The 26,402-nt window shown below is 66.0% G+C and carries 24 protein-coding genes; 17 read left to right on the top strand and 7 right to left on the bottom strand.

What is annotated here, in order from left to right:
- Positions 1 to 22 precede the first annotated feature (22 nt).
- From K940_RS0110325 to K940_RS0110310, 3 genes are all read left to right on the top strand, one after another.
- Positions 23 to 1,726 (top strand): amidohydrolase family protein, encoded by a 1,704-nt coding sequence (locus tag K940_RS0110325; protein WP_028477474.1) that lies wholly within the window; start codon positions 23 to 25, stop codon positions 1,724 to 1,726.
- A gap of 131 nt (positions 1,727 to 1,857) precedes the next feature.
- Positions 1,858 to 2,565, top strand: a complete 708-nt coding sequence (locus tag K940_RS27755; protein WP_036528188.1) for a hypothetical protein — start codon at positions 1,858 to 1,860, stop codon at positions 2,563 to 2,565.
- Positions 2,566 to 2,797: 232 nt separating this feature from the next.
- Positions 2,798 to 3,685 (top strand): hypothetical protein, encoded by an 888-nt coding sequence (locus tag K940_RS0110310; RefSeq protein WP_155980806.1) that lies wholly within the window; start codon positions 2,798 to 2,800, stop codon positions 3,683 to 3,685.
- A gap of 24 nt (positions 3,686 to 3,709) precedes the next feature.
- Here the strand turns inward: K940_RS0110310 and ilvA are convergent, their stop codons facing one another.
- The 4 genes from ilvA to K940_RS0110290 form a co-directional block, all read right to left on the bottom strand.
- Positions 3,710 to 4,921 (bottom strand): threonine ammonia-lyase, encoded by a 1,212-nt coding sequence (gene ilvA / locus K940_RS0110305; RefSeq protein ID WP_028477471.1) that lies wholly within the window; start codon positions 4,919 to 4,921, stop codon positions 3,710 to 3,712.
- A 37-nt stretch (positions 4,922 to 4,958) separates the two neighbouring features.
- Positions 4,959 to 6,149 carry a serine hydrolase gene (locus K940_RS0110300; protein ID WP_028477470.1) on the bottom strand — a complete coding sequence of 397 codons (1,191 nt, stop codon included), beginning with the start codon at positions 6,147 to 6,149 and terminating at the stop codon, positions 4,959 to 4,961.
- Between the two features lie 169 nt (positions 6,150 to 6,318).
- The gene (locus K940_RS0110295; RefSeq protein ID WP_028477469.1) at positions 6,319 to 6,795 is read right to left on the bottom strand and encodes an iron chaperone; all 477 of its coding nucleotides are present in this window, start codon (positions 6,793 to 6,795) and stop codon (positions 6,319 to 6,321) included.
- Between the two features lie 205 nt (positions 6,796 to 7,000).
- Positions 7,001 to 7,969, bottom strand: coding sequence for a YafY family protein (locus tag K940_RS0110290; RefSeq protein WP_028477468.1), 969 nt, complete (start codon positions 7,967 to 7,969; stop codon positions 7,001 to 7,003).
- A gap of 62 nt (positions 7,970 to 8,031) precedes the next feature.
- Here K940_RS0110290 and K940_RS0110285 point away from each other — a divergent pair, with 62 nt between their 5' ends.
- The 10 genes from K940_RS0110285 (at position 8,032) to K940_RS0110240 (ending at position 17,874) form a co-directional block, all read left to right on the top strand.
- Positions 8,032 to 8,523 (top strand): pyridoxamine 5'-phosphate oxidase family protein, encoded by a 492-nt coding sequence (locus tag K940_RS0110285; RefSeq protein WP_028477467.1) that lies wholly within the window; start codon positions 8,032 to 8,034, stop codon positions 8,521 to 8,523.
- Between the two features lie 61 nt (positions 8,524 to 8,584).
- Positions 8,585 to 9,658, top strand: a complete 1,074-nt coding sequence (gene argC, locus K940_RS0110280; protein ID WP_028477466.1) for an N-acetyl-gamma-glutamyl-phosphate reductase — start codon at positions 8,585 to 8,587, stop codon at positions 9,656 to 9,658.
- Positions 9,655 to 10,872: a bifunctional glutamate N-acetyltransferase/amino-acid acetyltransferase ArgJ gene (argJ, locus tag K940_RS0110275; RefSeq protein WP_028477465.1), complete on the top strand. Its 1,218-nt coding sequence runs from the start codon at positions 9,655 to 9,657 to the stop codon at positions 10,870 to 10,872. The genes argC and argJ overlap by 4 nt, the downstream gene beginning before the upstream one ends.
- Positions 10,869 to 11,804: an acetylglutamate kinase gene (gene argB / locus K940_RS0110270; RefSeq protein ID WP_028477464.1), complete on the top strand. Its 936-nt coding sequence runs from the start codon at positions 10,869 to 10,871 to the stop codon at positions 11,802 to 11,804. The genes argJ and argB overlap by 4 nt, the downstream gene beginning before the upstream one ends.
- Positions 11,801 to 13,003: an acetylornithine transaminase gene (locus K940_RS0110265; RefSeq protein ID WP_028477463.1), complete on the top strand. Its 1,203-nt coding sequence runs from the start codon at positions 11,801 to 11,803 to the stop codon at positions 13,001 to 13,003. Before argB ends, K940_RS0110265 begins: the two co-directional genes overlap by 4 nt.
- Entirely contained in the window at positions 13,000 to 13,950 is a 951-nt protein-coding gene (argF, locus tag K940_RS0110260; RefSeq protein ID WP_028477462.1) for an ornithine carbamoyltransferase, read from the top strand. The genes K940_RS0110265 and argF overlap by 4 nt, the downstream gene beginning before the upstream one ends.
- A 67-nt stretch (positions 13,951 to 14,017) precedes the next feature.
- On the top strand, positions 14,018 to 14,536 hold the full coding sequence (locus K940_RS0110255) for an arginine repressor (RefSeq protein WP_051407066.1): 519 nt from the start codon (positions 14,018 to 14,020) through the stop codon (positions 14,534 to 14,536).
- Positions 14,537 to 14,746: 210 nt separating this feature from the next.
- Positions 14,747 to 15,949: an argininosuccinate synthase gene (locus K940_RS0110250; RefSeq protein WP_028477460.1), complete on the top strand. Its 1,203-nt coding sequence runs from the start codon at positions 14,747 to 14,749 to the stop codon at positions 15,947 to 15,949.
- Positions 15,950 to 16,105: 156 nt separating this feature from the next.
- Positions 16,106 to 17,527: an argininosuccinate lyase gene (gene argH, locus K940_RS0110245; protein ID WP_028477459.1), complete on the top strand. Its 1,422-nt coding sequence runs from the start codon at positions 16,106 to 16,108 to the stop codon at positions 17,525 to 17,527.
- 23 nt (positions 17,528 to 17,550) lie between these two features.
- A complete protein-coding gene (locus tag K940_RS0110240) occupies positions 17,551 to 17,874 on the top strand; it encodes a multidrug efflux SMR transporter (RefSeq protein ID WP_028477458.1) in 324 nt (107 codons plus the stop codon).
- Between the two features lie 68 nt (positions 17,875 to 17,942).
- Here the strand turns inward: K940_RS0110240 and idi are convergent, their stop codons facing one another.
- A complete protein-coding gene (gene idi / locus K940_RS0110235; protein ID WP_196812158.1) occupies positions 17,943 to 18,509 on the bottom strand; it encodes an isopentenyl-diphosphate Delta-isomerase in 567 nt (188 codons plus the stop codon).
- Between the two features lie 252 nt (positions 18,510 to 18,761).
- Between idi and K940_RS0110230 the strand changes: the two genes are divergently transcribed.
- Positions 18,762 to 21,710: an AMP-binding protein gene (locus tag K940_RS0110230; protein ID WP_028477456.1), complete on the top strand. Its 2,949-nt coding sequence runs from the start codon at positions 18,762 to 18,764 to the stop codon at positions 21,708 to 21,710.
- Between the two features lie 109 nt (positions 21,711 to 21,819).
- Positions 21,820 to 22,053, top strand: coding sequence for a Trm112 family protein (locus K940_RS0110225; RefSeq protein WP_028477455.1), 234 nt, complete (start codon positions 21,820 to 21,822; stop codon positions 22,051 to 22,053).
- A 53-nt stretch (positions 22,054 to 22,106) separates the two neighbouring features.
- On the opposite strand, the gene K940_RS0110220 is transcribed toward K940_RS0110225, so the two are convergent.
- Both K940_RS0110220 and K940_RS0110215 read right to left on the bottom strand, forming a co-directional pair.
- Positions 22,107 to 22,904: an ABC transporter permease gene (locus K940_RS0110220; protein ID WP_051407065.1), complete on the bottom strand. Its 798-nt coding sequence runs from the start codon at positions 22,902 to 22,904 to the stop codon at positions 22,107 to 22,109.
- On the bottom strand, positions 22,901 to 23,632 hold the full coding sequence (locus K940_RS0110215; RefSeq protein ID WP_028477453.1) for an ABC transporter ATP-binding protein: 732 nt from the start codon (positions 23,630 to 23,632) through the stop codon (positions 22,901 to 22,903). Before K940_RS0110215 ends, K940_RS0110220 begins: the two co-directional genes overlap by 4 nt.
- A 331-nt stretch (positions 23,633 to 23,963) precedes the next feature.
- Between K940_RS0110215 and K940_RS0110210 the strand changes: the two genes are divergently transcribed.
- The gene (locus K940_RS0110210; protein ID WP_028477452.1) at positions 23,964 to 24,587 is read left to right on the top strand and encodes a DNA-3-methyladenine glycosylase; all 624 of its coding nucleotides are present in this window, start codon (positions 23,964 to 23,966) and stop codon (positions 24,585 to 24,587) included.
- Positions 24,588 to 24,686: 99 nt separating this feature from the next.
- A complete protein-coding gene (gene tyrS, locus K940_RS0110205; RefSeq protein WP_028477451.1) occupies positions 24,687 to 25,976 on the top strand; it encodes a tyrosine--tRNA ligase in 1,290 nt (429 codons plus the stop codon).
- Positions 25,977 to 26,402 lie beyond the last annotated feature (426 nt).

Genomic DNA, 26,402 nt, shown 5'->3' with positions numbered 1-26,402 from the left:
CTGTTCGAAAGGAGTGCGCGCGATGCAGCGCGAAGAAGAGGACCCGATGACGTATCCGATTCGTGGCGCCACGCTACAGACCGACAGGGCGAGACCGTCTCGCCGACGGCTCCTGCAGGGCAGCGCATTCGCCGCGCTCGGCACGGCGCTGTTGCCGACGATCGCGGCCTGTGCCGGAACCGAGCAGACCACACCGCCATCCGATCACCGGGTCGACATTCTGATCAGCGGTGGGCAGGTGTACGACGGAGCCGGAAACCCCTGGGTACGCCGCGACATCGGCATCATCGGTGACAAGATCACCTTCGTCGGCCGAGCCGATATCGCCGGGGTCGTGGGCAAAGAGACGATCGACGCCACAGGGCTGGTCGTGACACCCGGCTTCATCGATATGCACAGTCACGCCGATCCGGATGAGCCCGACAGCCGCACGATGTTGCCGCAGCGATACCAGGGAATCACCACCGTCGTCGTCGGAGTCGACGGCTGGGGCAGGGACACCGTGTCGGAGGATTTCACCCGATACCGCCAGAACGGTATGGGAGCCAACCTTGTCACGTATGTCGGCTTCAACGCTGCCCGTAAAGCCGTGATGGGTATGTCCGACCAGCCGGCGACGCGGGAACAGATCGCGGCGATGCAGGACTACATCGAGCGCGGCATGCGCGGTGGTGCATTCGGAATGTCGAGTGGTTTGTTCTACACGCCCGGGGTATATGCCGGGACCGACGAGGTCATCGAGGTGGCCACGGTCTCGGGCCGCTATCACGGGATCTACGACACCCACGACCGTGACCTCGGCGCGGTCTACGAGGGCATCGGATTTCTGGCTTCGATTGCCGAGGCCATCGAGATCGGTGAGAAGAGCGGCAATCGGGTCATCTTCAGTCACTTCAGTCCGCAGAGTGTGCGCAATTACGGGCGCGCGCCCGAGGGCGCCGCGTTGATCGAACGCGCTCGCGCCCGAGGCGTGGATGTGATGGCTGCGCAGCACCCCTACACGGCCACCATGACCGACCTCAAATCGTATGCCTTACCGAGCTGGGCTCTGGCCGGCGGGAAGGACGCGTTGCTCGGCCGGTATCGCGATCCGGCCACACGCATGCGGATGCAGCGTGACAGCGAGCAGATGCTCGACATCCGGGGCGGTGCCGGGAAGATCGTGTTCGTGGAGCCCGACCCGGAGCTGAACGGGCGGAGCCTACAGCAGGTAGCCGATCGGTGGGATGTCTCCCCGTTCGAGGTGGTGATCCGCATGATGCGTAGGCAATTCGAGTTGACCGTCGTCATGAACATGGATCTCTACGACATCGACAACATCAGGTACCTGGCCACGCAGGACTGGATGATGACCTGCACGGATGGTATTTCCGCCCCACCAGGGCCCGGCCGTTCCCACCCGCGAAGTTTCGGCGCCTTCACCAACAAGCTCCGTCGGCTCGCCTTGGACGAGCGTCGAGTGACGCTGCCCCATGTCATCCGAGGCATGACCGGGCTGGCTGCAACGTTCCTGGGGCTGCGGGAGCGGGGGTATATCCAGGAGGGCTTCTATGCCGATATCAATGTGATCGACCTGGCGAAGCTGCGTGACAATGCGACCTACGAAGATCCGCAGCGATACTCGGACGGCATGGTCGAAGTGCTGGTCAATGGCCAATTCGCACTCCGCGACGGGCAGGCAACCGAGACCTTGGCCGGCGTGCCCATCGCGCGCACCGACTCCTAGAGGCCCACGGGCAGTTCACGCATTTCGATCACTCACACGGCGAATCGGAATTCGAATTTCCGTGTCGGCCGTTTCATGCCCGAACGAGGCGACTACGTCGACCCCGGCAGATGAAAAAGAAAGTTGAAACGATGAAGTGGAAAACGATGATCGCTATGGGCTCGGTTGCTGCGGCGATGACGTTGCCCGTCGGCACGGCGACCGCCGAAACCGGCGCCGATGAAGGCGCGGTGAATTACTGGGCCAGAGTGACGCAATCGTCGACGACCATCGAGACCGATGGCGGCTCGCTGGTGGACGAGGCCGGCGTGTTCAAGATCAAGGCAGCAGACGGTACGGTGCTCGCCGGTACGAAATTGTCCTTCCGCGTCGATGATTTCGTGTTCCCGATCGCTGCGGAGATCCGTCACCGGACCGCGGTATTGACCCCGCAGTTCGACCTGGCGCACGCGGTGTATCAGCCTGCGGCTCTGCCCTATGAAAGCCAGGCGCCGTGGAAGAGCGAATACGAACGGGAGCAGGCCGCCTGGCGGCGCATGACCGCCACTATCGGCCTGGGCGCCACGGTCGGCGGCTTGGTCGGCAGTATCGGTGGCGCCGCTGTGGGCTGCCTGCTCGGCGGTGTCGCCGGCGCCACGGTTGCCTCGGCCACGATCATCGGTTTGTTCGGCCCCTTCGTTCCTGCGGCGGCGGTCGGCTGCATCGGCGGAGTACTCGCCGTCGGCGCGCTGGGAACCTTCGCCGGGCAGCTGCTGGTGACGGCGCCGGTCGCGATCCTGGCAGCCGTACAGTACTTCACCACCATCAACCAGCCGTTCAGCCCGGCGGCGCCCAACTGAGCAGCGGTCACAGGCGGTCTGCGCGAACCCGACGACGGTCGATCCGGGATCCGGGATCCGGGATCGGTGGTTGCGGGCGTCGCGACACTGTCGCTTCTACACGGTGTGGTCGACGCGCAAACGGGCGCGTTGGCAAACGTTCGGGCATAAAAAGGCGTCAAATTGTTTGGTTTTACGCCCGGATGGCCGCTATGGTGGCCGCGGCGAGCCCTCGCGGGCGGACCATACGAGAGTGGAAGGAACACCGATCCATGAAGGCGTTGCGGTGACCGCAGCCGACGTCACTGCGGAACAGGCCGATGTCGAGAGCTTCGACCCGCCGAGTTGGCTCGGACCACGCTCGACGAACACGACAATCGTGCCCGACACCGTCGGCGAGCAAGCCATTGTTCGGTTCATCCGCTACCGTCGCGAGGCAGTGGGGATGAGCCGGATGGAACTCGCTGCCGCGGTAGGTGTCTGCCTCGCAGGGGTCGAAGAGCTCGAACTCGGTACCGGTGCCCGTGCGCCGGGCATCGTCACCGCGGTGTGTGCTGCCCTCGGTATCGACGAATTCACCCGCGGGAGCCTCGAACGCCAGGCGATTGTCCAGTCCCGAACCCGGGGCGACGACATCGAGGCTGTCTCGACGGTTCACGACCGAACCGATATCGACGCTCACTCGTACCCGGCCAGCATGCTCGCGGTACCGAGTTTCGGGGTTGTTGCTCACAACCAGCCCTACCGGATGGCCTTTCCCGGAATCGAGTCGACGAACAATATGATGGAGTGGTTGGTCACCGACGCCATCGCCAAACATGTTCTACCCGAATGGGAACTGGAGGCGCTACGGGTCGTGCAGTGGTTCAAGGCCACCAGTGATGCACTCATCGACCCGCACGAGCGCCGAGCCCTGATCGATCGCTGTGCCGAATCGCGCGACTGGGATCAGTTGTGGAACACCGACCTACCGCCATCCGAACTGTTGTCGAGGACTATGGCGCTCATGCACCCCATCACCAAGGAGGTCCGCCAGTATTGGATTCGAATCACCGAATCCGGACCGACGGGTGTGCCTGCGGTGAAATGGGCATTGTTGCCGATGAATGTGAGGTTCCCCCGGTTGCTCGCAACCTTCTGAGCGCAATCCGAACTGCAGCTTCGATCAATCCGTATCGCGGACGGCGTATCCCGCGTTGGTCAACGCAGCCAGTACCTCGTCCCGATGTGTGGCACCCTTCGTTTCCAGAGTGAGGCTCACCTCGACTTCACCGATCGCCAGCCAGGTGCTGGTGCGTGAATGCGCTACGTCCACGACACTGGCGCCGGTCTTGCCGACGACGGCCAGAAGCGCGCCCAGCGCGCCGGAGCGATCGGAGATCGTCACGCGCGCAGAAAGATAACGGCCTGCGGCACTCATCCCGTGGCCGACGACTCGGGTCAGCAACAAGGGGTCGATGTTGCCACCGGACACGATCGCACAGACCGGCCCGCGCAGGTCGAGTTCCTCGGCCGCGCAACTCATCAACGCAGCGACCGCCGCGGCGCCGGCCGGTTCCACGATCAGCTTTGCGCGTTCCAGACACAGCAGCAGCGCTTTCGACAGTGCCTCTTCCTCGACGGTCACAATGGTCGAAACATGCCGAGACACCTGTGTGAACGGCACCGCACCCGGTTGACCGACCGCAATACCGTCGGCCATCGTCGACATCCGGTCGACTCGGACCGGCCGCCCGGCCGCCAAAGAATCCGGCCATGCAGCCGCTTCTGCCGCCTGGACCCCGATCACCCGCACATCCGGCGCCACGTGTTGCAGAGCGACCGCGATTCCAGCCAGCAAGCCACCGCCACCGGTGGGAACCAGCACCGTGCCCAGTGCGGGCAGCTGGTCCAGCAGTTCCAGTGCGACGGTCGCCTGTCCGGCCACGATGTCGGGATGGTCGAATGGGTGGATCAGCGTCGCCCCGGTCCGGTCGGCGAAATCCTTGGCGGCGTCGAGTGACTCATCGACGGACTCGCCCACCTGATGCACCTGCGCGCCGTATGCCCTGGTCGCCATCAGTTTCGGCAGCGATGCCCCGATCGGCATGAACACCGTGGATTCGATCCCGAGTGCCGTCGCTGCCCACGCGACCCCTTGTGCATGGTTGCCGGCACTCGCCGCGACCGTACCGCGCGAGCGTGACTCCGGTGGCAGATTCGCGATCCGGTTGTAGGCGCCGCGCGGTTTGAACGACCCGGTCCGCTGCAAATTCTCACACTTCAGCCATACCTCGGCGCCCACCTTTTCCGACAGCACTCGCGAAGCCACCACTGGTGTTCGTCGAATCACTGGAGCCAGCAATTGTGCCGCCGCCTCGATCTGCGTGATGTCCATCGGGTCTGTGTCGTTGTGCTCTGCCACGTGGGCCGCGTCATTCGGTGACGGCCAGCGGCCGAGTGCCACGAGCGAGGTGGTGGGCGAGAGCGCCCAGCCGGGCGAGGCGAGCGTCCCCGAGTGGAGTGAGTTTGCCCCCCAAGCGATTGGTGACGAAGCCCAGTGACATCCCGGTCGCTGGATCGGCGAAGCCACCCGAACCACCGAGGCCGAAATGGCCGAAGGCCGAGATCGGTTCGTTTTTGGACGGTTTCATCGGTACCCCGTGGTAGCCCATGGCCCAGGGGATGCGGAAGGCGAGCACGTAGTCCGAGGTGAACACCTGCCGGCGCGTCATCTGCTCGATGGTGTCCGGACGCAAAACCTGGTATCCGTCGAGCTGTCCGCCGTTGGCGAGCGCACCGTACACGCGGGCCACCGCGCGGGCGGAGAAGACGCCGTTGAGGCCGGGCATCACCGAATCGTGGAGGCGCGGATCGGCGACCAGATCGGCGAAACCCTCCGGTGTGGTCTCCGCGGCTGCCGCGAATCGGGTACGGGTGAGCAACCGGGAGCTGCGCTCCCAGTTCATTCCCGCGATGGTCAGGCGCGGGAAGTTGGCGGCGATGCGTTCACGTTCGGAGGATGGCACTCGGAACCAGAGTTCTTCGGCCGCCAGGGGTTGCGCGATCTCGGTACGTAGGACATCGGTGAACTCCGCTCCGGTGACCCGCCGGACCAGTTCGGCAACCAGATGGCCGTAGGTGATTCCGTGGTAGCCGCTGGTCACCCTGTGCCGCGGGTCGGGAGCGGCAGCGGCGAGCGCCGCGGTCACTGCCTCGTCATCGAAGAATCGTTCCGGCGGCCCCGGCAGCAGCCCACGCAGCCGGTGCAGCCCGGCCCGGTGGGTGAGTATCGCGCGCACCGTGATGCGCCCCTTGCCCGCCGCCGCGAATTCGGGCCAGTAGGTCGCCAGCGGCTCGTCGTAGTCGATCAGGCCACGCTCGGCCAACCGGTGCACGAGAGTGCTGGCAATGCCCTTGCTCGTGGAATACGCCATCGCGACGGTATCGCGCCCCCATGGCCGGTCGGGGTGCGCGAAGCCGGCCCAGACGTCCACCACCGGCTCGCCGTGCAGGTAGACCGCCAGTGCACCGCCGCCGTCGGAGGGCTGTCGGAAGAGCCGATCGAACTCGGCGACCAGGCGTGCGAAGCGGCGATCGACGAACTGTGCTGCTGGGTGTGTCATTGCGGAACTCTCTGTCGTACGTCTGCCCAGCATCGCATGTCCTGAACGCGCCCAGCGGATTACCGCCCGATCGGTCGGCGCCGGGTCCGACCACCGCAACCTGGTCGCGACCTCGGGCAGGCCCGGCCGGATGGATCCGGCCGCCGACCGGGCCCGGCAATCCAGCAGCTCAGCTCACCATCGTGAGGAGCTTTCTGATCACCGTCTCGGCCATGTCACTCAACTCCGTCAAGGCGAACGACGTCGCCCACATACCGTGATCCTCGTCGAGCGCCGCCTGGGGGGTGAAGCCGAAGGTCGAGTAGCGCTCCTTGTCCTTCTGGCCACTGCGGAAGAAGCACACCACCTTTCCGTCGCGCGCGTAGGCGGGCTGGCCGTACCACAGTTTGGGCGCCAGGTCCGGAGCGGTCTCGGTGATGATGGCGTGCAGGCGCTCGGCAATCGCACGGTCCGGTTGCTCCATCTTGGCGATCTTCGCCAGCACGTCCTTCTCGTCGGCCGCCGCCTTCTTCGCGCTCTTGTCGCGGCGAGAATCCGATCGCAACTCTGCCGCGCGTTCCTTGATGGCGGCGCGTTCGAGTTCGGAGAACCCCTCCTCGGCAGAGGTGGACTGCTTGTTCCTGCTGGATTTGAATTCGATGCTCATGTACGTGCCGCTCCTGTCGTTCACTCCTGTCGTCCGTCCTGGTCGTCTGCCGTATGGGCAGGCGACCTCACCCGTCCGGACGCGCGACCCTAGTGGATCGCCACCCCTGGGACGGAGCTGCTGGGCAGTTCTCGACATCGTCGGTCGAAGGCTTTGCGCCGTGTCTCGAGTCGACCGAGCCGCCGAATGCCGCCGACGCGGGTGCTCAGCTGCGATAATGTGCGTGCATGGCGGCAGCCGACTGCGCGATCCGTGCGCGAAAATTTTCTGGTTCCAGTACTTCGACGAACTCGCCCATCGCAAGAATGTACTGCGCGAGCACCTCGTAGGATTCGGCAGGTATGACCACCCTCGCCCACCCGTCGGCGTCCGGCTCGTCCACGGAGTCCACCGCCTCCGTGATCGCGGCGGGGTCGCCCATCTGACGCAATAGCCACACGTGGGTGACAGCGATCCGGCAGTGCGCCCGCACCCGCAGCATCGACCGGGCGAAGTCGGCGGCGGAGTCGGCCCAGTGCGCCTGCAAGTCGAATTCGGTGGGGCGAACGAAGGTCTCGTCGGTCGCCTCGGCGACGAGGATTCGGCTCACGCGATATGCGCGCGGTGCCGAGTCACTACGTGCGACCAGATACCAGGTGCCTGCTTTGAGAACCAGACCGAGCGGATCGAGGACCCGGTCGACGACCTTGTCTTTGCGGCTGTATCGGATGCGTAGCCTGCGGTCGTGCCAGAGTGCGTCGGCGACGGTGGCGAGGGTTGGAGTCTCGTCCGGCCGTCGGAACCAGCCCGGCGCGTCGACATAGACGCGTTCGGCGATGCGGGTCGCGCGTCCGCGCAGTTCGGGCGGCAGCGCGGCGAGCATTTTGAGTTGAGCGGTCGCGAGGACCGTGCCGAGCCCGAGGTCGGCGGCAGCGGCGGGTAATCCGGTCAGTAGTACTGCGTCGGCCTCGTCGCTGGTCAGGCCGGTCAGTCGGGTGCGGTAGCCGTCTATCAGTTGTATGCCGCCCGCTCGGCCCGGCTCGCTGTACACGGGAACGCCGGCTCCGGACAGCGCTTCGACGTCGCGATACACCGTGCGAACCGACACCTCGAGATTCCGGGCCAGTTCCGGCGCGGTCATCCTGCCGCGCGTTTGCAACAGCAACAGCAACTGCACCAGTCGACTTGCCCGCATCCCAGCAGCCTAGCCATAAAACCTGACAGAATATAGCGAGTTTTTGTCCTACCGTGGGCGCCATGACCTCTTGGAGCCGGTTCACCGACGAAGCGCCGCACATCACCGAAATCTTTCTGCGGAGATACCGCGCCACAGGCAATCTGTGCCTACTGGGCACCCTGCGGGCCGATGGTTCCCCGCGAATCAGCCCGGTCGAGCCGCGGGTATTCGAAGAATTCCTCGTGATACCGGGAATGCCGGGGACGACCAAGTTTCGCGACTTGGCCCGGGATTCCCGCTTCTGTCTGCACACTGCCACAGTCGACACACATGTCTCCGACGGTGACGCCAAACTGTTCGGTGCCGTGCTCGACCTTCCTGATCGGGACGTGCATGCCCGTTTCGCCCAGCAGTTGTTCGATGAGAGCGGCTTCGACCTCCGCGGCGAGGAATTCGACCACTTCTATGTCGCGGACCTGACCGGGGCTTCGACGGTCGAACTGGTCGACGGTCACCTCGATATCACCATCTGGACCCCGGGCGAGGGCGAGCGCGTGGTCCAGAAGCACTGACATCCGGGGGGACATCGAACCGCACTGTGAATGGGCTTGCATGGCCGTGCATAATCATCACATGGTTGATTCCTCGGATGTCCCCGCCCCGCCCGGGCCCGCTGTGCGGGTCGCCGTGGCCGGCGCCAGCGGTTACGCCGGCGGCGAAGTATTGCGTCTGCTGCTGGGGCATCCCGCCTACCGAACCGGGCGCCTCACGCTGGGGGCGCTGACGGCGGGGGGCAATGCCGGCTCGACCCTGGGGCAAGCGCATCCGCATCTGTTGCCATTGGCCGATCGCATCTTGGCGCCGACCACCAGCGCCGAACTGGCCGGTCATGATGTAGTCGTCCTTGCTCTTCCGCATGGCCAGTCGGCTGCCATTGCCGAGCAACTGCCGGCATCCACACTGATCATCGATTGCGGCGCCGACTTCCGGCTCACCGACCCGAAGGCCTGGGAGAAGTACTACGGCAGCTCGCACGCAGGCAGCTGGCCCTACGGTCTGCCGGAGCTGCCCGGTGGGCGCGAGAAGCTGCGCGACACGACACGGATTGCGGTCCCCGGATGCTATCCGACGGTAGCCAGCCTTGCTCTGGCTCCTGCGCTCGCCGCGGGCATCGTGGAGCCCTCCGTGCATGTCGTCGCGGTGAGCGGCACCTCAGGAGCGGGTCGTAAACTCGACACGTCTTTGCTGGGGTCGGAAGTGATGGGCTCGGTGCGGGCCTACAGTGTCGCCGGCGCGCACCGCCACACCCCGGAGATCGCGCAAAACCTCTCCGCCGCGGGTGGCACGGAGGTCGCAGTATCGTTCACCCCGGTGCTCGCGCCGATGCCGCGTGGCATCCTCGCCACCTGCACCGCGCCGATCCGGGGCGATGCCGCGCACGCGCGCGCGGTCTACGAGAAGGCCTATGCCGATGAGCCGTTCGTGCACCTGCTGCCGGAAGGTGTTCTCCCGCGCACCGGAGCGGTGCTCGGCTCCAATGCGGTCCTGCTGCAAGTTGCCGTCGATGCCGACGCGGGTGTGCTCGTCGTCATCGGCGCGATCGACAACCTGACCAAGGGCACCGCGGGCGCCGCGGTGCAATCGATGAACCTCGCACTCGGATTCGACGAGACCGCAGGACTCTCCACGGTAGGAGTGGCGCCGTGACGACCCCGGCCGCGGCGGGCGGGACACTGATTCGAACCCAAGGCGTCACCGCGCCGCTCGGTTTTCGGGCGGCGGGCATTGCGGCGGGCATCAAGGCCAACGGTAAGTCCGATCTCGCGTTGGTGTTCAACGAAGGACCCGAATATCACGCCGCGGGTGTGTTCACCCGCAATCAGGTGAAGGCGGCGCCGGTGCTGTGGTCGCAGCAGGTGCTGACCGGCGAGCGATTGCGCGCGGTGATCCTCAACTCCGGCGGCGCCAACGCGTGCACCGGCCCGGGAGGATTCCAGGACACACATAGAACGGCCGAGGAACTCGCTACCGCACTGAGCAATTGGGGAACCGAAACCGGCGCCGGAGAAGTCGCGGTCTGCTCGACCGGCCTGATCGGCGATCGACTCCCGATGCAGAAGCTGATTCCCGCGATCACCGAGATCGTGCACGAGATGGCCGGCGGTCTGTGTGGCGGCTCGGACGCGGCGTCGGCCATCATGACCACCGACACCGTGCCCAAGGAAGCGGCATTCCATCACCGTGACCGGTGGAATGTCGGCGGCATGGCCAAGGGTGCCGGCATGTTGGCTCCGTCGCTGGCGACCATGCTGGTGGTACTCACCACCGACGCCGCGGTCACCGCGGATCAGCTCGATCGCGCGTTGCGCACCGCGACCGCGCGCAGCTTCGACCGGCTGGATGTGGACGGTTCGTGCTCCACCAACGACACCGTGTTGCTGCTGGCCAGCGGCGCGAGCGGGATCACTCCCGATGACGAGGAGTTCGATGCCGCCGTGCTCGCGGTCTGCGATGATCTGGCCGAACAGTTGATGGCCGACGCCGAGGGTCGCACCAAGCTGATTCGGATTACCGTCACCGGGGCGGTCAGCGAAGACGAAGCCCTGGCCACCGCACGTAGCGTCGCGCGCGACAGTCTGGTCAAGACTGCACTGTTCGGCTCCGATCCGAATTGGGGGCGGGTGCTGGCCGCCGTCGGCATGGCTCCGGTCACACTCGACCCCGCGCACATCTCGGTTTCGTTCAACGGAATTCCGGTCTGCGTCGACAGCGTCGGCGCGCCGGGCGCGCGCGAGGTCGATCTATCGGGGAGCGACATCGAGGTACTGATCGACCTCGATGTCGGCTCCGCGACCGCGACGATCCGCACCACCGACCTCTCGCACGCGTACGTCGAGGAGAATTCGGCCTACAGCTCATGACCGACCACGTAGTACACACACTGTCCGCACTGGACAAAGCGCATGTCCTGGCCGACGCACTGCCATGGCTGCAGAAATTCCGCGACAAGGTCGTCGTGGTGAAATACGGCGGCAACGCCATGATCGACGAGGACCTCAAGCGGGCCTTCGCCGCCGACATGGCGTTCCTGCGTACCGTCGGTGTGCATCCGGTGGTGGTCCACGGCGGCGGCCCACAGATCAGCGCGATGCTGAAGAGGCTGGGTCTGCACGGGGAATTCCGTGGCGGCTTCCGGGTGACCACACCGGAGGTGATGGACGTGGTGCGGATGGTGCTGTTCGGTCAAGTCGGCCGAGAATTGGTCGGTTTGATCAACGCGCACGGTCCCTACGCGGTCGGGATATCCGGTGAGGACGCCAGGCTGTTCACTGCGACTCGCCGCACCGTGTACGTCGACGGTGAACCGGCCGATATCGGCCTGGTCGGCGATGTCACCACGGTGAATCCCGAGGCGGTGCTCGATTTGATCGCCGCCGGCCGGATTCCGGTGGTTTCGACCATCGCACCGGACGCCGATGGGGTGGTACACAACATCAATGCCGACACCGCCGCCGCGGCATTGGCCGCCGGCATCGGCGCCGAGAAGCTGGTGGTACTCACCGATGTCGAGGGCCTGTATACCAACTGGCCGGACCGCTCGTCGCTGACCACCCGTATCGACGAGATCGCATTGGCACAGTTGCTTCCCACGTTGGATGCCGGCATGGTGCCGAAGATGGAAGCCTGCCTGCGCGCCGTGCGTACCGGGGTGCCGACCGCGCATGTGATCGACGGTCGGGTCCCGCACGCGGTGTTGCTGGAACTGTTCACCGGAGAAGGGATCGGAACGATGGTGACGCCAGCCTCGCCGATCGCGGACACCTCGCCCACACCGGATGGAACCACACGATGAGCACTGCGCAACTGCGGACACGATGGTCCGCCGCACTGATGAACAACTACGGCACGCCGGAGGTCGCGCTGGTGCGCGGAGCGGGCGCGATGGTCTACGACGCGGACGGAAATCGCTACCTCGATCTCGTCGGCGGCATCGCGGTCAACAGCCTCGGCCACGCGCACCCGGCGATTCTGGAGGCGGTCACCGAGCAACTCGGCACCTTGGGACACGTCTCGAATCTGTATGCCAACGAACCGGTGATCGAGCTGGCCGAGCGATTGCTGGCACACTTCGGCGACGGCACCGGCCGCGCATTCTTCTGCAACTCCGGCGCCGAAGCGGTCGAGGCAGCGTTCAAGATCGCGCGGTTGACCGGGCGGCGCACGATCGTAGCCGCCGAGGATGCCTTCCATGGCCGCACCATGGGAGCGCTCGCACTCACCGGACAGCCGGCCAAGCGGACACCGTTCGAGCCGATGCCGCCCGGTGTCGTGCACATACCCTACGGCGACGCCGCAGCGCTGGACGCCGCGGTCGACGGTGACACCGCCGCGGTGTTCCTGGAACCGATTCTGGGGGAAAGCGGTGTCGTGGTGCCGCCGCTGGACTATCTGGCCGCGGCGCGGGAGATCACCACACGTCACGGCGCGCTGCTGGTGCTCGACGAAGTGCAGACCGGCATCGGCCGCACCGGAAAGTTCTACGCCCACCAGGCCGCCGGCATCGTCCCGGACGTGATCACCCTGGCCAAGGGGCTGGGCGGTGGACTACCCATCGGCGCGGTACTGGCCAACGGTCGGGCGGCCGAGATGTTCACACCCGGCCTGCACGGCACCACCTTCGGCGGCAACCCGGTATCCGCCGCAGCCGCATTGGCGGTGCTACGCGCCATCGACGACGACGATCTGCTCTCGCATGTCGAGTCGGTCGGCAAACGGCTTCGCGACGGCATCGACACGCTGGGGCACCCTGCGATCGATCGGGTGCGCGGCGCGGGCCTGCTCGTGGGCATCGTGCTCACCGGGGCGTTGTCGGCCCGGGTCGAGGCTCGGGCACGGGCGGCGGGATACCTCGTCAATCCACCCAAACCCGACGTGATTCGACTCGCGCCCCCGTTGGTGGTGACCGAAAACCAGGTGGACGGCTTCCTTGCCGATCTGCCAGAGATCCTCGACGGCGCACTCGAGGATGCGAAAGGAGCTGTGGCGCAATGACCTCCGAGCCCGTACGGCACTTCCTGCGCGACGACGATCTCGGTCCGGACGAACAGGCCGAGGTTCTCGCTCTCGCGGCCCAACTCAAGCAGGCGCCGTGGTCGCGCACACCATTGGCGGGTCCGCGCGGCGTCGGCGTGATCTTCGAGAAGAACTCCACCCGCACCAGGTTCTCTTTCGAGATGGGTATCGCCCAACTCGGCGGGCACGCGGTGGTCGTCGACGGCCGCGACACCCAATTGGGTCGGGAGGAGACGCTCGGCGACACCGGTCGGGTGCTGTCCCGCTACGTCGATGCGATCGTGTGGCGGACCTTCGAGCAGTCTCGACTCGACGAGATGGCCGACACCGCCACGGTTCCGCTGATCAACGCGCTGTCCAACGAGTTCCACCCGTGCCAGGTACTGGCGGACCTGCAGACTCTGAACGAGCATCTGGGCGCGGTGGCCGGACGGACGCTGACCTACTTCGGAGACGGAGCCAATAATATGGCGCACTCGCTGCTGCTCGGCGGCGTCACCGCGGGGATGAACGTGACCATCGCGGCGCCTGCCGGGTTCGAGCCGTCGCCGTGGGTGGTGGAGGCCGCCCGCAAGCGGGCAGCCGAGACCGGCGCTCGCATCACGCTGACCGACGATCCCCTCGCGGCAGCCGACGGGGTCGATGCGTTGGTCACCGATACCTGGACGTCCATGGGACAGGAGAACGACGGCCTCGACCGGGTTGGGCCGTTCCGTCCGTTCCAGCTCGACAGCGACCTGCTGGCGCGTGCGCGGCCCGATGCCGTGGTGTTGCATTGCCTACCTGCGCATCGCGGCGAGGAGATCACCGATGCGGTGCTCGACGGTCCACGCAGCGTGGTCTGGGACGAGGCCGAGAACCGGTTGCATGCGCAGAAGGCGTTGCTGGTCTGGTTGTTGGAACGACGTTACGGGAGTGCGGCGTGAGGGCAGCAGGTGTGCGCGCAGCTGGCGCTGCGCAGGTGGGCGGCACCGGACCCGATGGGTCGGCGGCGTGAGCATAGTGCACTCGGACCCGGGAAAGGGTGCTGGCCCGGCGATCGCCCGTACCCGTGCCGGCCGGCAATCGCGCATCGTCGAACTGCTGGCTGCGCATGCCGTGCGCAGCCAGACCGAGCTGGCTGCGCTCCTGGCGGCCGAAGGTATCGAGACCACCCAGGCGACGTTGTCCCGGGACCTCGATGAACTGGGCGCGGTGAAGCTGCGGGCGGCCGACGGCGGCGCAGGGGTCTACGTGGTTCCCGAGGACGGCAGCCCGGTTCGCGGAGTGACCGGCGGCACCGACCGCCTGTCCAAGCTGCTGGGTGACCTCCTCGTCTCCACCGATGCCAGTGGCAATATCGCGGTCCTGCGCACGCCGCCCGGCGCCGCCCACTATTTGGCCAGTGCGCTCGACCGCGCCGCACTGCCCTTCGTCATCGGAACCATTGCGGGCGACGACACCATCGCCGTGATCGCCCGCGAACCGCTGACCGGCGCCGAACTGGCCACGAAGATCGAACAACTCGCCTGACCCAGCCGCGTGCACCTGCGAATGTGCGCCCTGCAGGGACGACACCCACCCGGTGGTGAATGAGCTTGCACTCTCGTGCATAATCATTTGCAGGGCGGTATGGCGGGAAGCCGACCCCTACTGCGCACCGGTGAGTTGGGCAGCCGAACACTGGGCAGCAGCAGCCGAGCAATATGTAGACGAGCATCGAAAACCGAGGAGCACACGAACATGTCCGAGCGCGTCGTACTCGCCTACTCCGGTGGGCTGGACACCTCCGTCGCGATCAGTTGGATCGGCAAGGAGACCGGTGCCGAAGTGGTGGCCGTGGCCGTCGACCTCGGTCAGGGCGGCGAGGACATGAACGTCGTTCGCCAGCGCGCACTGGACTGCGGGGCGGTCGAGTCGATCGTCGTCGACGCCCGCGACGAGTTCGCCGACGAGTACTGTCTGCCCACCATCCAGGCCAACGCCTTGTACATGGGGCAGTACCCGCTGGTGTCGGCCATCAGTCGCCCGTTGATCGTCAAGCATCTCGTCGAGGCCGCCAAGGCTCACGGCGCGAACACGGTCGCGCACGGCTGCACCGGCAAGGGCAACGATCAGGTGCGCTTCGAGGTCGGTATCGGTGCGCTGGCGCCGGAGTTGACCGTGACCGCGCCGGTGCGTGACTACGCGTGGACCAGAGAGAAGGCCATTGCCTTCGCCGAGGAGAACGCGCTGCCGATCAACGTCACCAAGAAGTCGCCGTTCTCCATCGACCAGAACGTCTGGGGCCGCGCAGTGGAAACCGGGTTCCTCGAGGACCTGTGGAACGCCCCGACGAAAGACGTCTACGACTACACCTCCGACCCGACGGTCAACTTCGAAGCCCCTGACGAACTCGTCGTGTCGTTCAGCAAGGGTGTACCCGTGGCCATCGACGGCCGCCCGGTCAGCGTGCTCGAGGCGATCGTCGAGTTGAACCACCGCGCCGGTCGTCAGGGTGTCGGCCGGCTGGACATGGTCGAGGACCGGCTGGTGGGGATCAAGAGCCGTGAGATCTACGAAGCGCCCGGCGCACTCACGCTGATCGCCGCCCATCAGGCCCTGGAGCACGTGACCATCGAACGTGAGCTGGGTCGCTACAAGCGGCAGGTCGAGCAGCGCTGGGGCGAACTGGCCTACGACGGCTTGTGGTTCTCGCCGCTCAAGCGCGCGCTGGACGCATTCATCGGCGACACCCAGCACCACGTCTCCGGCGACATCCGCATGGTCCTGCACGGTGGCGCGGTCGTGGTGAACGGTCGTCGCTCCGAGCAATCGCTCTACGACTTCAACCTGGCGACCTACGACGAGGGCGACACCTTCGATCAGTCGTTGGCCAAAGGGTTCGTTCAGATTCACGGTCTGTCGTCCAAAGTCGCCGCGCGCCGCGATCTGAACCAGAAGTAGGCTCACCACGCTCGTCTCGCCCACGCGGTGCGCCCTCGGACCACTCCAGGGGGTGTATCGGGGCCGTACCGGCCGCCGTGGAGCTGCACGGGGACAGCCGCCGACGACCATGACCCACCGACGACCGACGACCGTGATTCGAGGAGACAGCACACGATGACGCAGAGCGGCGGCACGAATCAGGGCGCGCTCTGGGGCGGGCGATTCGCCTCCGGACCAGCCGAGGCCATGGCCGCGCTGAGCAAGTCGACACAGTTCGACTGGGTGCTGGCGCCCTACGACATCCGCGCGTCGAAGGCGCATGCGCGGGTGCTGCACACGGCGGAGCTGCTGTCGGACACCGAATTGTCCGGCATGCTGGATGGACTCGACCGGCTCGCGGCGGATGTGGAATCGGGTGCGTTCGGTCCCGCCGAGTCGGACGAGGATGTGCACGGCGCCTTGGAGCGCGGCTTGATCGACCGGGTCGGCGCAGAGCTCGGCGGCCGGCTGCGCGCGGGACGCTCACGCAACGACCAGGTGGCGACGCTGTTTCGCATGTGGCTGCGCGACGGCGTCCGCCGGGTGGCCGCCGGTGTGCTCACCGTGGTGGACGCCCTGGTCGACCAGGCCGCGGCCCACCCCGATGCGGTGATGCCGGGCAAGACGCATCTGCAGGCCGCCCAGCCGGTCCTCGTGGCGCACCACCTGCTCGCACACGCTCATCCGCTGCTTCGCGATCTCGACCGGCTGCGCGACTTCGATCGTCGGGCCGCGGTTTCACCCTACGGTTCCGGGGCACTGGCAGGCTCTTCGCTCGGGCTCGATCCCACGGCGATAGCCGAGGAGTTGGACTTCGACGCTGCCGCAGCCAACTCGATCGACGCGACCTCGGCGCGAGATTTCGCTGCCGAGGCCGCGTTCGTGTTCGCGATGATCGGTGTCGACCTGAGCCGTATGGCCGAAGAAGTGATCCTCTGGAGCACGCCGGAATTCGGCTATGTCACCCTCGCCGATGCGTGGTCGACCGGCTCCTCGATCATGCCGCAGAAGAAGAATCCGGATGTTTCCGAGCTCACCCGCGGCAAGGCGGGTCGGTTGATCGGCAACCTCACCGGTCTGCTGGCCACCCTCAAGGCACAGCCCCTGGCCTACAACCGTGACCTACAAGAAGACAAAGAACCGCTGTTCGACTCGGTCGCGCAACTCGAACTGTTGTTGCCGGCCATCGCCGGTCTGATCTCCACGCTGACCTTCCATACCGACCGAATGGCCGAACTCGCACCCGCTGGTTTCACATTGGCCACCGACATCGCCGAATGGCTGGTCCGCCAGGGTGTTCCGTTCCGTGTCGCGCACGAGGCGGCCGGCGCGTGTGTGCGCGCTGCCGAATCCCGGGGCGTCGGGCTCGATGAACTCACCGATGCGGAGTTCGCTGCAGTCGATCCGAGGCTGACTGCCCGCGTGCGCGAGGTCCTCACGGTGCAGGGATCGATCGCGTCTCGCAATGCTCGTGGTGGAACCGCGAGCCCGCAGGTCGCGGCCCAACTCGAGGAGGTACGTCGCGCAGCGGCGGCCTCGCGCGGCTGGCTCGGCTGAATCCTGCTGACTACGCTGCGGCAATGACCCTGCTGCTGCTCGTCGCGGCCATCGCTTCCGAGGTGACCGCCACCGTTTCGCTGAAACTTTCCGAAGGATTCACCAAGTTGGTTCCCTCGATCATGGTGGTGGTCGGCTATGGCGCGGCGTTCATCTGCCTCGGCCAGGCGTTGAAGCGGGGTATGCCGGTGGGGGTGGCCTATGGCATCTGGTCGGCGGTCGGGGTTGCCGCGATCGCGGTCATCGGTGTGCTGTTTCTGAACGAGCGGCTGAGTCCGGTGCAGGTCGGCGGTATCGCGCTCGTGATCGCCGGTGTGGCCGCGCTGGAATTCGGTGGGATGCGGTGATCACGTCCCGATGCCCCGCCCGATGATGTCACGCCCGAAGATGTCACGCCCGAAGAAGCCGGGCGGGCTCAGGCCGTGTCCCGGTGTGCGCGCTCGGCGATGTCGAGGACGCCGGCCAGCCAGGGCGTGTATTCCTGTGGGTTCGTCGTCAACGCGGCGCGCAGCTCGTCCGGTCGGATCCACGTGTAGTCGCCGACCTCGGCCGCGTCCGGTCGCGGGGATTCGATATCGGGCCGACCGATCAGCACATGGTCCCATTCGGACTCCACCTGACCGGTGCCCGTGTCCGCGGCTCGGTATCGATAGATACCCGCCTCGGCGAGGGTTGCACGCATACCCATTTCCTCGGACAGTCGCCGCATCGCCGCGGCGGTGACGGCTTCGCCGGGGGCGGGGTGGCCGCAACAGGTGTTCGACCACAGGGCAGGGAATCTGGTCTTCGCCGGTGCGCGCTGTTGCAGGAGTAGTCGGCCCGCGGAGTCGAACAGCACCACGGAGAATGCGCGATGTTGCAGGCCGGGAGTGCGGTGGGCCGCGGCGACGGATGCGGTACCGATCGCTCGCCCGGAGTCGTCGACCAGTTCGACCGGGAGGGTCTCACGAGCACCGTCGTCCGAAACCAGAGGGTCGGTCACCTGTTCACCTCGACGCCGGTGATCGCCCTCGGTCCGTGCACGGTTGCGCGGACGCACCCGGGTCCGGCCGCCTCGACGATGTGTCCGAAGGTGGTTGTGGGTGTGGTTGTGCACACGCCGGCGCCCGGATCGCGGCGACTGGGCCGACGGTGTGTCGCTGAAGACACATAATGGACATGAGGTGCGGGATGCTCATCGGAACACTTCAGCATGTGATGTAGATCACTTTCAAGGGTAGGGGCAGGAGCGATAGTGAAGTTCAATGCAAAGGGTGTGGCGGGATCTGTGCAACGGTTGATGGCGACCGCACAGAACGGCCTGGAGGTCATCCGCTTCGGTGGCTTGAGCCATGATGTCACGTCGTCTCCCTTCGAGGTCGTGGAGCGTAGGCGCACCTACCGACTGCGTCGCTACTTCCCGGACGACACCACCCCGGGTCGGCCGGTGGCGCTGCTGGTTCCGCCACTCATGGTCAATGCCGATATCTGGGACGTGAATGCCGACGGTGGAGCCGTCGGAATACTGCACCGCGGCGGAGTCGATTGCTGGGTGGTCGATTTCGGCTCACCCGCGAGTGAGGAAGGTGGTTGGCAGCGTGACCTCGCCGACCATGTGCTCGCGGTCAACAGCGCCCTGGATACCGTTGCCGAGATCACCGGTAGCGGCGTACATCTGATGGGGTATTCCCAGGGCGGCATGTTCGCCTACCAGACCACTGCCTACCGATACGGCAAGAGTGTGGCAAGCGTCGTGACCTTCGGCAGTCCGGTCGACATCGTGGCGGGCATCCCGTTGGGACTGCCCTACGGCATGGTCTCCGATGTCGCCGACTTCCTCGCCGACCACGTGGTCACCCGGCTGCCGATCACCGACTTCATGGTCCGGCTCGGCTTCCAGCTCCTCGATCCGGTCAAGACCGCCAAGTCGCGGATCGACTTCCTGCGTCAGCTGCACGACCGTGAGGCGTTGCTCCCGAAAGAGCGCCAACGCCGCTTTCTCAACAGCGATGGCTGGGTCGGCTACGCCGGCCCGGCGGCGGCGGATCTGCTCAAACAGTTCGTCGCGCACAACCGGATGATGCTCGGCGGGTTCGTGATCCGGGATCAGCCCATCTCGCTGGCCGAGGTCAAATGCCCGATCCTCGCATTCGTCGGCGAAGTCGACGATATCGGTCAACCTGCCGCGGTGCGTGGCATCGTGCGCGCGGCGCCGAACGCAGAAGTTTACGAGGCGACCTTGGTGGCGGGTCATTTCGGACTCGTGGCCGGGAGTATGGCCACCAACCACACCTGGCCGCTGGTGCAACAGTGGATCGATTGGATGGACAGCGGCGCGTCGCTACCACCACAGATCGCGCCGATGGCCGAGCACGTGCCGAACAATCGCCCGAGGTCGGCTGCGACCCGGGTGGTCCACACCGCCGCAACCCTGGCCGAAGCGGGCACCGGCGTGGGAAAGGCGTTGGAGGGCATCGCGAACAACACGGTGCGCGGCACGATCGAGTTGGCCGGGGAGGCTGCGCGCGCGCTGCCCAGATTGACCCGGCTCGGCATGATCCAGCCGCACACCAGGATTTCGCTCGGCAGGTTGCTCGCCGAGCAGACGCGTCGCGCGCCGCAGCAGGACCTGTTCTTGTTCGACGACCGGGCGCATACCCACGCCGCGGTCAACGCCCGGATCGACAACGTGGTACGGGGTCTGGTGTCGGTCGACCTGCGGCCGGCCATGCGGGTGGGTGTCGTGATGGAAACTCGGCCCAGCGCATTGGCCGCGGTCGCGGCGCTGTCGCGGTTGGGCGCGGTCGCGGTGCTGCTCGCACCGGGGAGCGAACTCGGGCGCGCGATCGAGCTGACCGGCGTGGAGACGCTGATCGCCGATCCGGAGAACCTGGTCCAGGCGGTCGCCGCGGGCGCCAGGGTACTGGTGCTGGGTGGCGGCGCCGAGCGCGAACTGGCTGTGTCCGTCGGTGACCGAGTGATCGACTTGGAGCAGATCGATCCGTCCCAGGTCACGATGCCGGCATGGTATCGGCCGGATCCCGGTCGGGCTCGGGAGCTGGCCTTCGTACTCGTCACCGGTACGGGCGAACGTTTGGAAACCAAGTACATCACCAACCACCGTTGGGCATTGTCGGCGTTCGGCACCGCGACCACGGCCGACCTCGACCACCACGACACGGTGTACTGCCTTGCTCCGCTGCATCATTCATCCGGCCTGCTGGTCAGTCTCGGTGGAGCGGTGGCCGGCGGTAGCCGGATCGCTCTGGCGCGTTCGTTGCACCCCGACCGCTTCGCCGAAGAAGTGCACCGCTTCGGTGTCACCGTGGTGACCTACACCTGGACCATGTTGCGCGACATCCTCGACGCCGAGGTCTTCCCGGCGGGACACCGCCACCCGATCCGGCTGTTCATCGGCTCCGGCATGCCTGCCGGACTGTGGCGCCGCACCACCGAGCAGTTCGATCCCGCACGCGTGTTGGAGTTCTATGCCTCGATCGAGGGTGACGTGGTATTGGCCAATGTGACCGGCACGAAACGTGGATGCAAAGGTCGACCGGTTCCCGGCACCGCCAAGGTCGAACTGGTCGCCTATGACCCACTCACCGAACGGATCATGGTCGATGGTTCCGGGTTCGCGCGGCGCTGCAGGGACAACGAGGTCGGGCTACTCATCGGCAGGGCCTCCGATGGTGTCGACGTCTCCGCAGGCGGACTACGCGGTGTCTTCGCCGCGGGCGATTCATGGATGCCGACGGAGAATTTGTTCCGGCGCGACAGCGACGGTGACTTCTGGTTGATCGACCGCACCGATACGGTGATGCACACCCCCCGAGGTCCGGTCTATGGCCAGCCCATCGCCGACGTGCTCAACGACATCACCCCGGTCGACCTGGAGGTCGTCTACGGGCTCGAGGTCGGCGGGCAGTGCCTCGCGGCGGCGGCGGTGACCGCGCGCAAGGGATTCCACCTGGAACCGCACGATGTCACCGAGGCGTTGCGCGCCCTGGAACCGGATCGGCGTCCCGATCTGGTGTACCTGGTCGAGGACATCCGTCGCAGTCCGTCCTTCCGTCCCTCGGCTTCGGCCGTGCGGGCTGCCGGCCGGCCGAAGCCGGGGCCGAGCACGTGGTGGTTCAACCGGACATCCGATACTTACGAGATCCTCACCGAGGATCTGGCACCGACAGTGCTCGGGGAGTGACATTGCTCGGGTGACATTGCTCGGGTGACGCTGCATCGGGCGGGCCGGATGCGCTCTGGCTCGAACCGGGCGTTGTCGGTCCGGCCCGCTCGCACGGTAGATTTTCCCTATGCCCGACCATCACACTCTGGACCCGACACTGCTGAGTCTGCTCGCGTGCCCGCAGGACAAGGGACCGCTGCGATTGGTCCACACTGCCGACGGCGGCATGGTGCTCTACAACCCGCGCCTACGCCGGGCCTACCCGGTCGACGACGGCATCCCGGTGTTGCTCGTCGATGAAGCCAGCGAGGTCACCGAGGCCGAACACGCGACCTTCACCGCCCAACCCGACGGCTCCTGATCTGATCGAGGCTGCTGATCTGATCGAGGCTGCCGAAACCACCCGCAGTCGCCTTACGGGGTACGCCGTCGCAACGTAGCCGCGCCCAAGCACAGCGCGACGACAGCGAATCCGGCCACCAGGGCGAGGTCGCGCCATATCTGGCTGGTGACCTCTGGATGCGTCGAGACTTGTTGCAGCGCGTCGACTGCGTAGCTCAGTGGCATCACATTGCTGAGCACCTCGAGCCAATCCGGCAGTTGATTGCGTGGTACGAGCAAGCCGCACACGAATATTTGTGGCGCCACCACAACCGGCATGAACTGGACGGCCTGGAATTCGGTGCGGGCGAACGCGCTCGCCAGCAGCCCCAGCGCTACCCCGCATACCGCATCGACCACCGCAATCAGCACGATCCAGCCAGGATTGCCCGCGGCGTCGAGTCCGAGCAGGCCGAAGGCGACCAGGCAGGCGACGGTCGCTTGGGCGGCGGCAGCGAGGGAGAAGGCGGTGCCGTACCCGGCCAGCAGATCGAGTTTCGACAGCGGCGTCGACAGCAGTCGCTCCAGGGTGCCCGAGCTACGTTCGCGCTGCATGGCGATCGCGGTGATCAGAAACATCACGATGAACGGCAGAATGCCGAGCATGCTGATGCCGACCCGGTCGAACAGCGACAGCGGCTGCGCCGGGTCGACCGGGCTGTTCTGATAGATGAAATACAGCAGTGCCATCAGCACCGCGGGAACGACCAGGATCATGGCGACGGTGCGTCGATCGTTGCGTAGCTGGCGCAGAATCCGACCGGTGGTCGCGGTGTAGGGGCGCAGTGCCGATGCGCGCCGCCGTGGTGCGGCCGCGGGAGCAGTGGTCATGTGTCCGATCCGATCGTGATCAGGGTGAGAAACGCGGTCTCGAGGTTCTGTTCACCGGTCCGGGCGCGCAGGTCCCGAGGACTGAGTTGTGCCAGCAGGTGTCCCTCGCGCAGCAACAACAGCTGGTCGCAGTGCTCTGCTTCGTCCATGACGTGACTGGACACCAGCAAAGTCGTCCCGTTTGCGGCCAAGGCATGGAATTGCTGCCAGAGCTCGACCCGCAGCACGGGATCGAGGCCGACCGTCGGTTCGTCCAGCACCAGCAATTCCGGTTGCGCGACCAGCGCACACGCCAGTGACGCACGGGTCTGCTGACCGCCGGAGAGCTGGTCGCCGCGCTGTCGTGCCTGCGGCCCCAGACCGACGGCCGCGACTGCCTGTTCGACATCGGCCCGATCACGTCCGTAGAGCGCGGCGAAATATGCGACGTTCTCTCGGACACTGATATCGGAATAGATGCTCGGCGCTTGGGTGACATACCCGATCCGGTGGCGCAATGTCGCCGAGCCGGCCGGGTGGCCGAGCGCCCGGACATCGCCCGATTCGACGATCTGGGTACCGACGATGCAGCGCATCAGCGTGGTCTTGCCACAACCCGACGGACCGAGCAGCCCAGTGATCGAGCCACGCGGGATGGTCAGCGAGACATCGTGGAGGACCCGGCGACGGCCGCGGCGGACCCGCAGGTTCTGCACTTCGACGACGGGTGATGCGGTGGACTGTGACATGACCGGCTCTATTCCTCGGTGGCGAGTGCACGACGGGACAACTGCCGCAGTTCACCCGGACGCTGGGCGACAGTGACCTGGGCACGGGTGTGCGGTGCTCTCCTCGAGCGAGGAGCGTGTGGCGGGATCATGTCCGTCGAGTACCACCGCGCGGCGCGAGCATTCAGGTCGGGGGTCACAGATGCCCGGCGGACTTTCCACCGCAGCCGTCCAGGATGATGTCCCCCGTGGACTCCGCCGTGGACGACAGTCTGCGCCAAGGACGACAGTCTGGTGTCACCTGGCGTGACCGACGGCCATCGCGACCGGTGAGGAGAGCGAGAAGATCGTGGTGTCTGTCGAGGAACTCGCAGTCGAACCGCCTGCAGCTGCCCAGCGTCTGCTGGGCGCCACCCTGCGATCCGGGCCGGTCGGAGTACGGATCGTCGAGGTCGAGGCCTACGGCGGAGATCCGGCGGGCCCGTGGCCGGACCCGGCTTCGCATTCGGGACGCGGACGCACCGAGCGCAACAGTGTGATGTTCGGACCTGCTGGAATGCTCTACGTCTACCGCAGCTACGGGATACACACCTGCGTGAACGTGACGAGCGGACCGGATGGCGTCGCCAGCGCCGTGCTGATCCGTTCCGGCGAGGTGATCGACGGATGGGACGCCGCACGTCGGCGCCGCCCGGCCGCTCGATCCGATCGTGACCTGGCGCGCGGTCCGGGCAACCTCGGTTCCGTGCTGGGGATCACACTCGACGACTACGGGACCGTGTTGTTCGACCCGACCTCCGCGATCCGACTGGAGCTGGGTGCCCCGGTCGCGGTGACCGCGATCGCCAGCGGCCCTCGAATCGGTGTCAGCAGCGCAGCGGACGTTCCGTGGCGGTACTGGCTATCCGGTTCTCGGGCAGTGTCGAACTACCGGCGTAGCCCGCGCGCGCCGCTACCCCCGCGACACCAGGTGTGAGGGGCGCGGAGGATCCCTGGTTCTCGGACTCGGTGGGATGCGGAGCGGATCGGATCCCATACAGCGGGAGCGAATCCTCATACGGAAAGATAGGACGGCGTGAGCGGCGACATCATCGACGAACTGACCTGGCGCGGTCTGATCGCGCAGTCCACCGATCTCGACGCCTTGCGGGAGGCGGCGGCTGCTGGACCGCTGACGCTGTATGCCGGTTTCGATCCCACTGCCGCCAGCCTGCACGCGGGACATCTGGTGCCATTGCTCGCGCTGAAGCGTTTCCAACGTGCCGGCCATCGTCCGATCGTATTGGCGGGAGGTGCGACGGGCCTGATCGGCGATCCGCGCGACGTCGGCGAGCGAACCATGAACACGACCGATACGGTCGCCGACTGGGTCGGGCGAATCCGGTCTCAGCTGGAGCGGTTCGTGGACCTGGACGATACGCCGACCGGGGCTGTCGTGGTCGACAACATGGCTTGGACGCGGTCGTTGACCACCGTGGACTTCCTGCGTGACATCGGCAAACACTTCTCGGTGAATGTCATGCTCGCCCGCGACACCGTCAAGCGTCGCCTGGACGGTGAGGGAATCTCCTACACCGAATTCAGCTACATGCTGCTGCAGGCCAACGACTATCTCCAACTACACCGCAACTACGGCTGCACTCTCCAGGTCGGTGGTTCCGACCAGTGGGGCAATATCGTTGCCGGCGTCGAACTCACCCGCCGCGTCGACGGTGCGTCGGTGCACGCATTGACCGTTCCGCTGGTGACCTCCAGCGACGGCAAGAAGTTCGGGAAATCCACCGGTGGCGGCAGCCTGTGGCTGGACCCCGAAATGACCAGCCCGTACGCGTGGTACCAGTACTTCGTCAATACCGCCGATGCCGACGTGATGCGCTACTTGCGCTGGTTCACTTTCCTGTCGCGCGAGGAGCTCGAAGAGTTGGAGCAGGCGACCGCTGAGCGTCCGCACCTCAGGCAGGCGCAGCGCACGCTCGCCGCCGAGATGACGACTCTGGTGCACGGCGAGTCCGAGACCCGCGCCGTTCAGTTGGCCAGCCAGGCACTGTTCGGCCGTGCCGAGCTGCGTGACTTGGACGAATCGACGTTGGACGCCGCCCTTCGGGAGGCCGCGATCGACGGTGAGGTCGCGCGGACCCGAACCGATGAGCCGAACACGATCGTGGATCTGCTCGTCGCGGCGGGCCTGTGCGACAGTCGCGGCGCGGCCCGGCGCACGGTGAACGAAGGCGGGGCCTCGGTGAACAACGCGAAGATCTCGGACATCGAATGGACCCCTGCGGACGCCGACTACCTGCATGGACGCTGGCTCGTGCTGCGGCGCGGAAAGAAGAATGTCGCGGGGGTGGTGCGCGGGTGGTCCTGATTGTCGAGGTGTCTCGCGTCACAGTGTTGTGATTCGGGCGGAATCCACGGCCTTCAGGGAGCCGTTGACCTGCGGAAACTCCGTGAAATCACGGCGATTTGACGTAGCGTTCTCCGCCGCGTAACTTATTGCGAGTCAGAGCGACACGGACACCGACCCGGGGCCGGAGAGCGTAGCAGAAATGATGCGCTGGGCTAGGGTGAACGAGGTTGGACGAGGAGCGCCTGACCATAGTACGAGCCAGAGAATGCGGCCGAGCTTGACTTTGCCCAAAATTTTGGTTAGACTAGAAGACCTGTCTCACGGAAGGTCCAGCAAAGCTGGGTTGGATGTGTGGTGTGTGTTCTTTGAGAACTCAATAGTGTGTCGATGAATGTCAGTGCCGAAATATTGTTTTTGGTTCCGTGTTCTTCATGCCCCCGTATG

Origin of the sequence: Nocardia sp. CNY236, from assembly GCF_000482385.1 — a bacterium.
Classification (GTDB): Bacteria; Actinomycetota; Actinomycetes; order Mycobacteriales; family Mycobacteriaceae; genus Nocardia.
This window is presented reverse-complemented; position numbering and strand designations above follow the sequence as displayed.

Excerpts from the sequence above, each read along its gene's own strand:
- K940_RS27755 (WP_036528188.1), top strand. The coding sequence starts at position 1,858 with ATGAAGTGGAAAACGATGATCGCTATGGGCTCGGTTGCTGCGGCGATG.
- argH (WP_028477459.1), top strand. The coding sequence starts at position 16,106 with ATGACGCAGAGCGGCGGCACGAATCAGGGCGCGCTCTGGGGCGGGCGA.
- K940_RS0110295 (WP_028477469.1), bottom strand. The coding sequence starts at position 6,795 with ATGAGCATCGAATTCAAATCCAGCAGGAACAAGCAGTCCACCTCTGCC.
- K940_RS0110220 (WP_051407065.1), bottom strand. The coding sequence starts at position 22,904 with ATGACCACTGCTCCCGCGGCCGCACCACGGCGGCGCGCATCGGCACTG.
- argF (WP_028477462.1), top strand. The coding sequence starts at position 13,000 with ATGACCTCCGAGCCCGTACGGCACTTCCTGCGCGACGACGATCTCGGT.
- K940_RS0110300 (WP_028477470.1), bottom strand. The coding sequence starts at position 6,149 with ATGACACACCCAGCAGCACAGTTCGTCGATCGCCGCTTCGCACGCCTG.
- argB (WP_028477464.1), top strand. The coding sequence starts at position 10,869 with ATGACCGACCACGTAGTACACACACTGTCCGCACTGGACAAAGCGCAT.
- K940_RS0110215 (WP_028477453.1), bottom strand. The coding sequence starts at position 23,632 with ATGTCACAGTCCACCGCATCACCCGTCGTCGAAGTGCAGAACCTGCGG.
- K940_RS0110225 (WP_028477455.1), top strand. The coding sequence starts at position 21,820 with ATGCCCGACCATCACACTCTGGACCCGACACTGCTGAGTCTGCTCGCG.
- K940_RS0110325 (WP_028477474.1), top strand. The coding sequence starts at position 23 with ATGCAGCGCGAAGAAGAGGACCCGATGACGTATCCGATTCGTGGCGCC.
- K940_RS0110290 (WP_028477468.1), bottom strand. The coding sequence starts at position 7,969 with ATGCGGGCAAGTCGACTGGTGCAGTTGCTGTTGCTGTTGCAAACGCGC.
- K940_RS0110265 (WP_028477463.1), top strand. The coding sequence starts at position 11,801 with ATGAGCACTGCGCAACTGCGGACACGATGGTCCGCCGCACTGATGAAC.
- K940_RS0110250 (WP_028477460.1), top strand. The coding sequence starts at position 14,747 with ATGTCCGAGCGCGTCGTACTCGCCTACTCCGGTGGGCTGGACACCTCC.
- argC (WP_028477466.1), top strand. The coding sequence starts at position 8,585 with ATGGTTGATTCCTCGGATGTCCCCGCCCCGCCCGGGCCCGCTGTGCGG.
- ilvA (WP_028477471.1), bottom strand. The coding sequence starts at position 4,921 with ATGGACATCACGCAGATCGAGGCGGCGGCACAATTGCTGGCTCCAGTG.
- K940_RS0110285 (WP_028477467.1), top strand. The coding sequence starts at position 8,032 with ATGACCTCTTGGAGCCGGTTCACCGACGAAGCGCCGCACATCACCGAA.
- K940_RS0110240 (WP_028477458.1), top strand. The coding sequence starts at position 17,551 with ATGACCCTGCTGCTGCTCGTCGCGGCCATCGCTTCCGAGGTGACCGCC.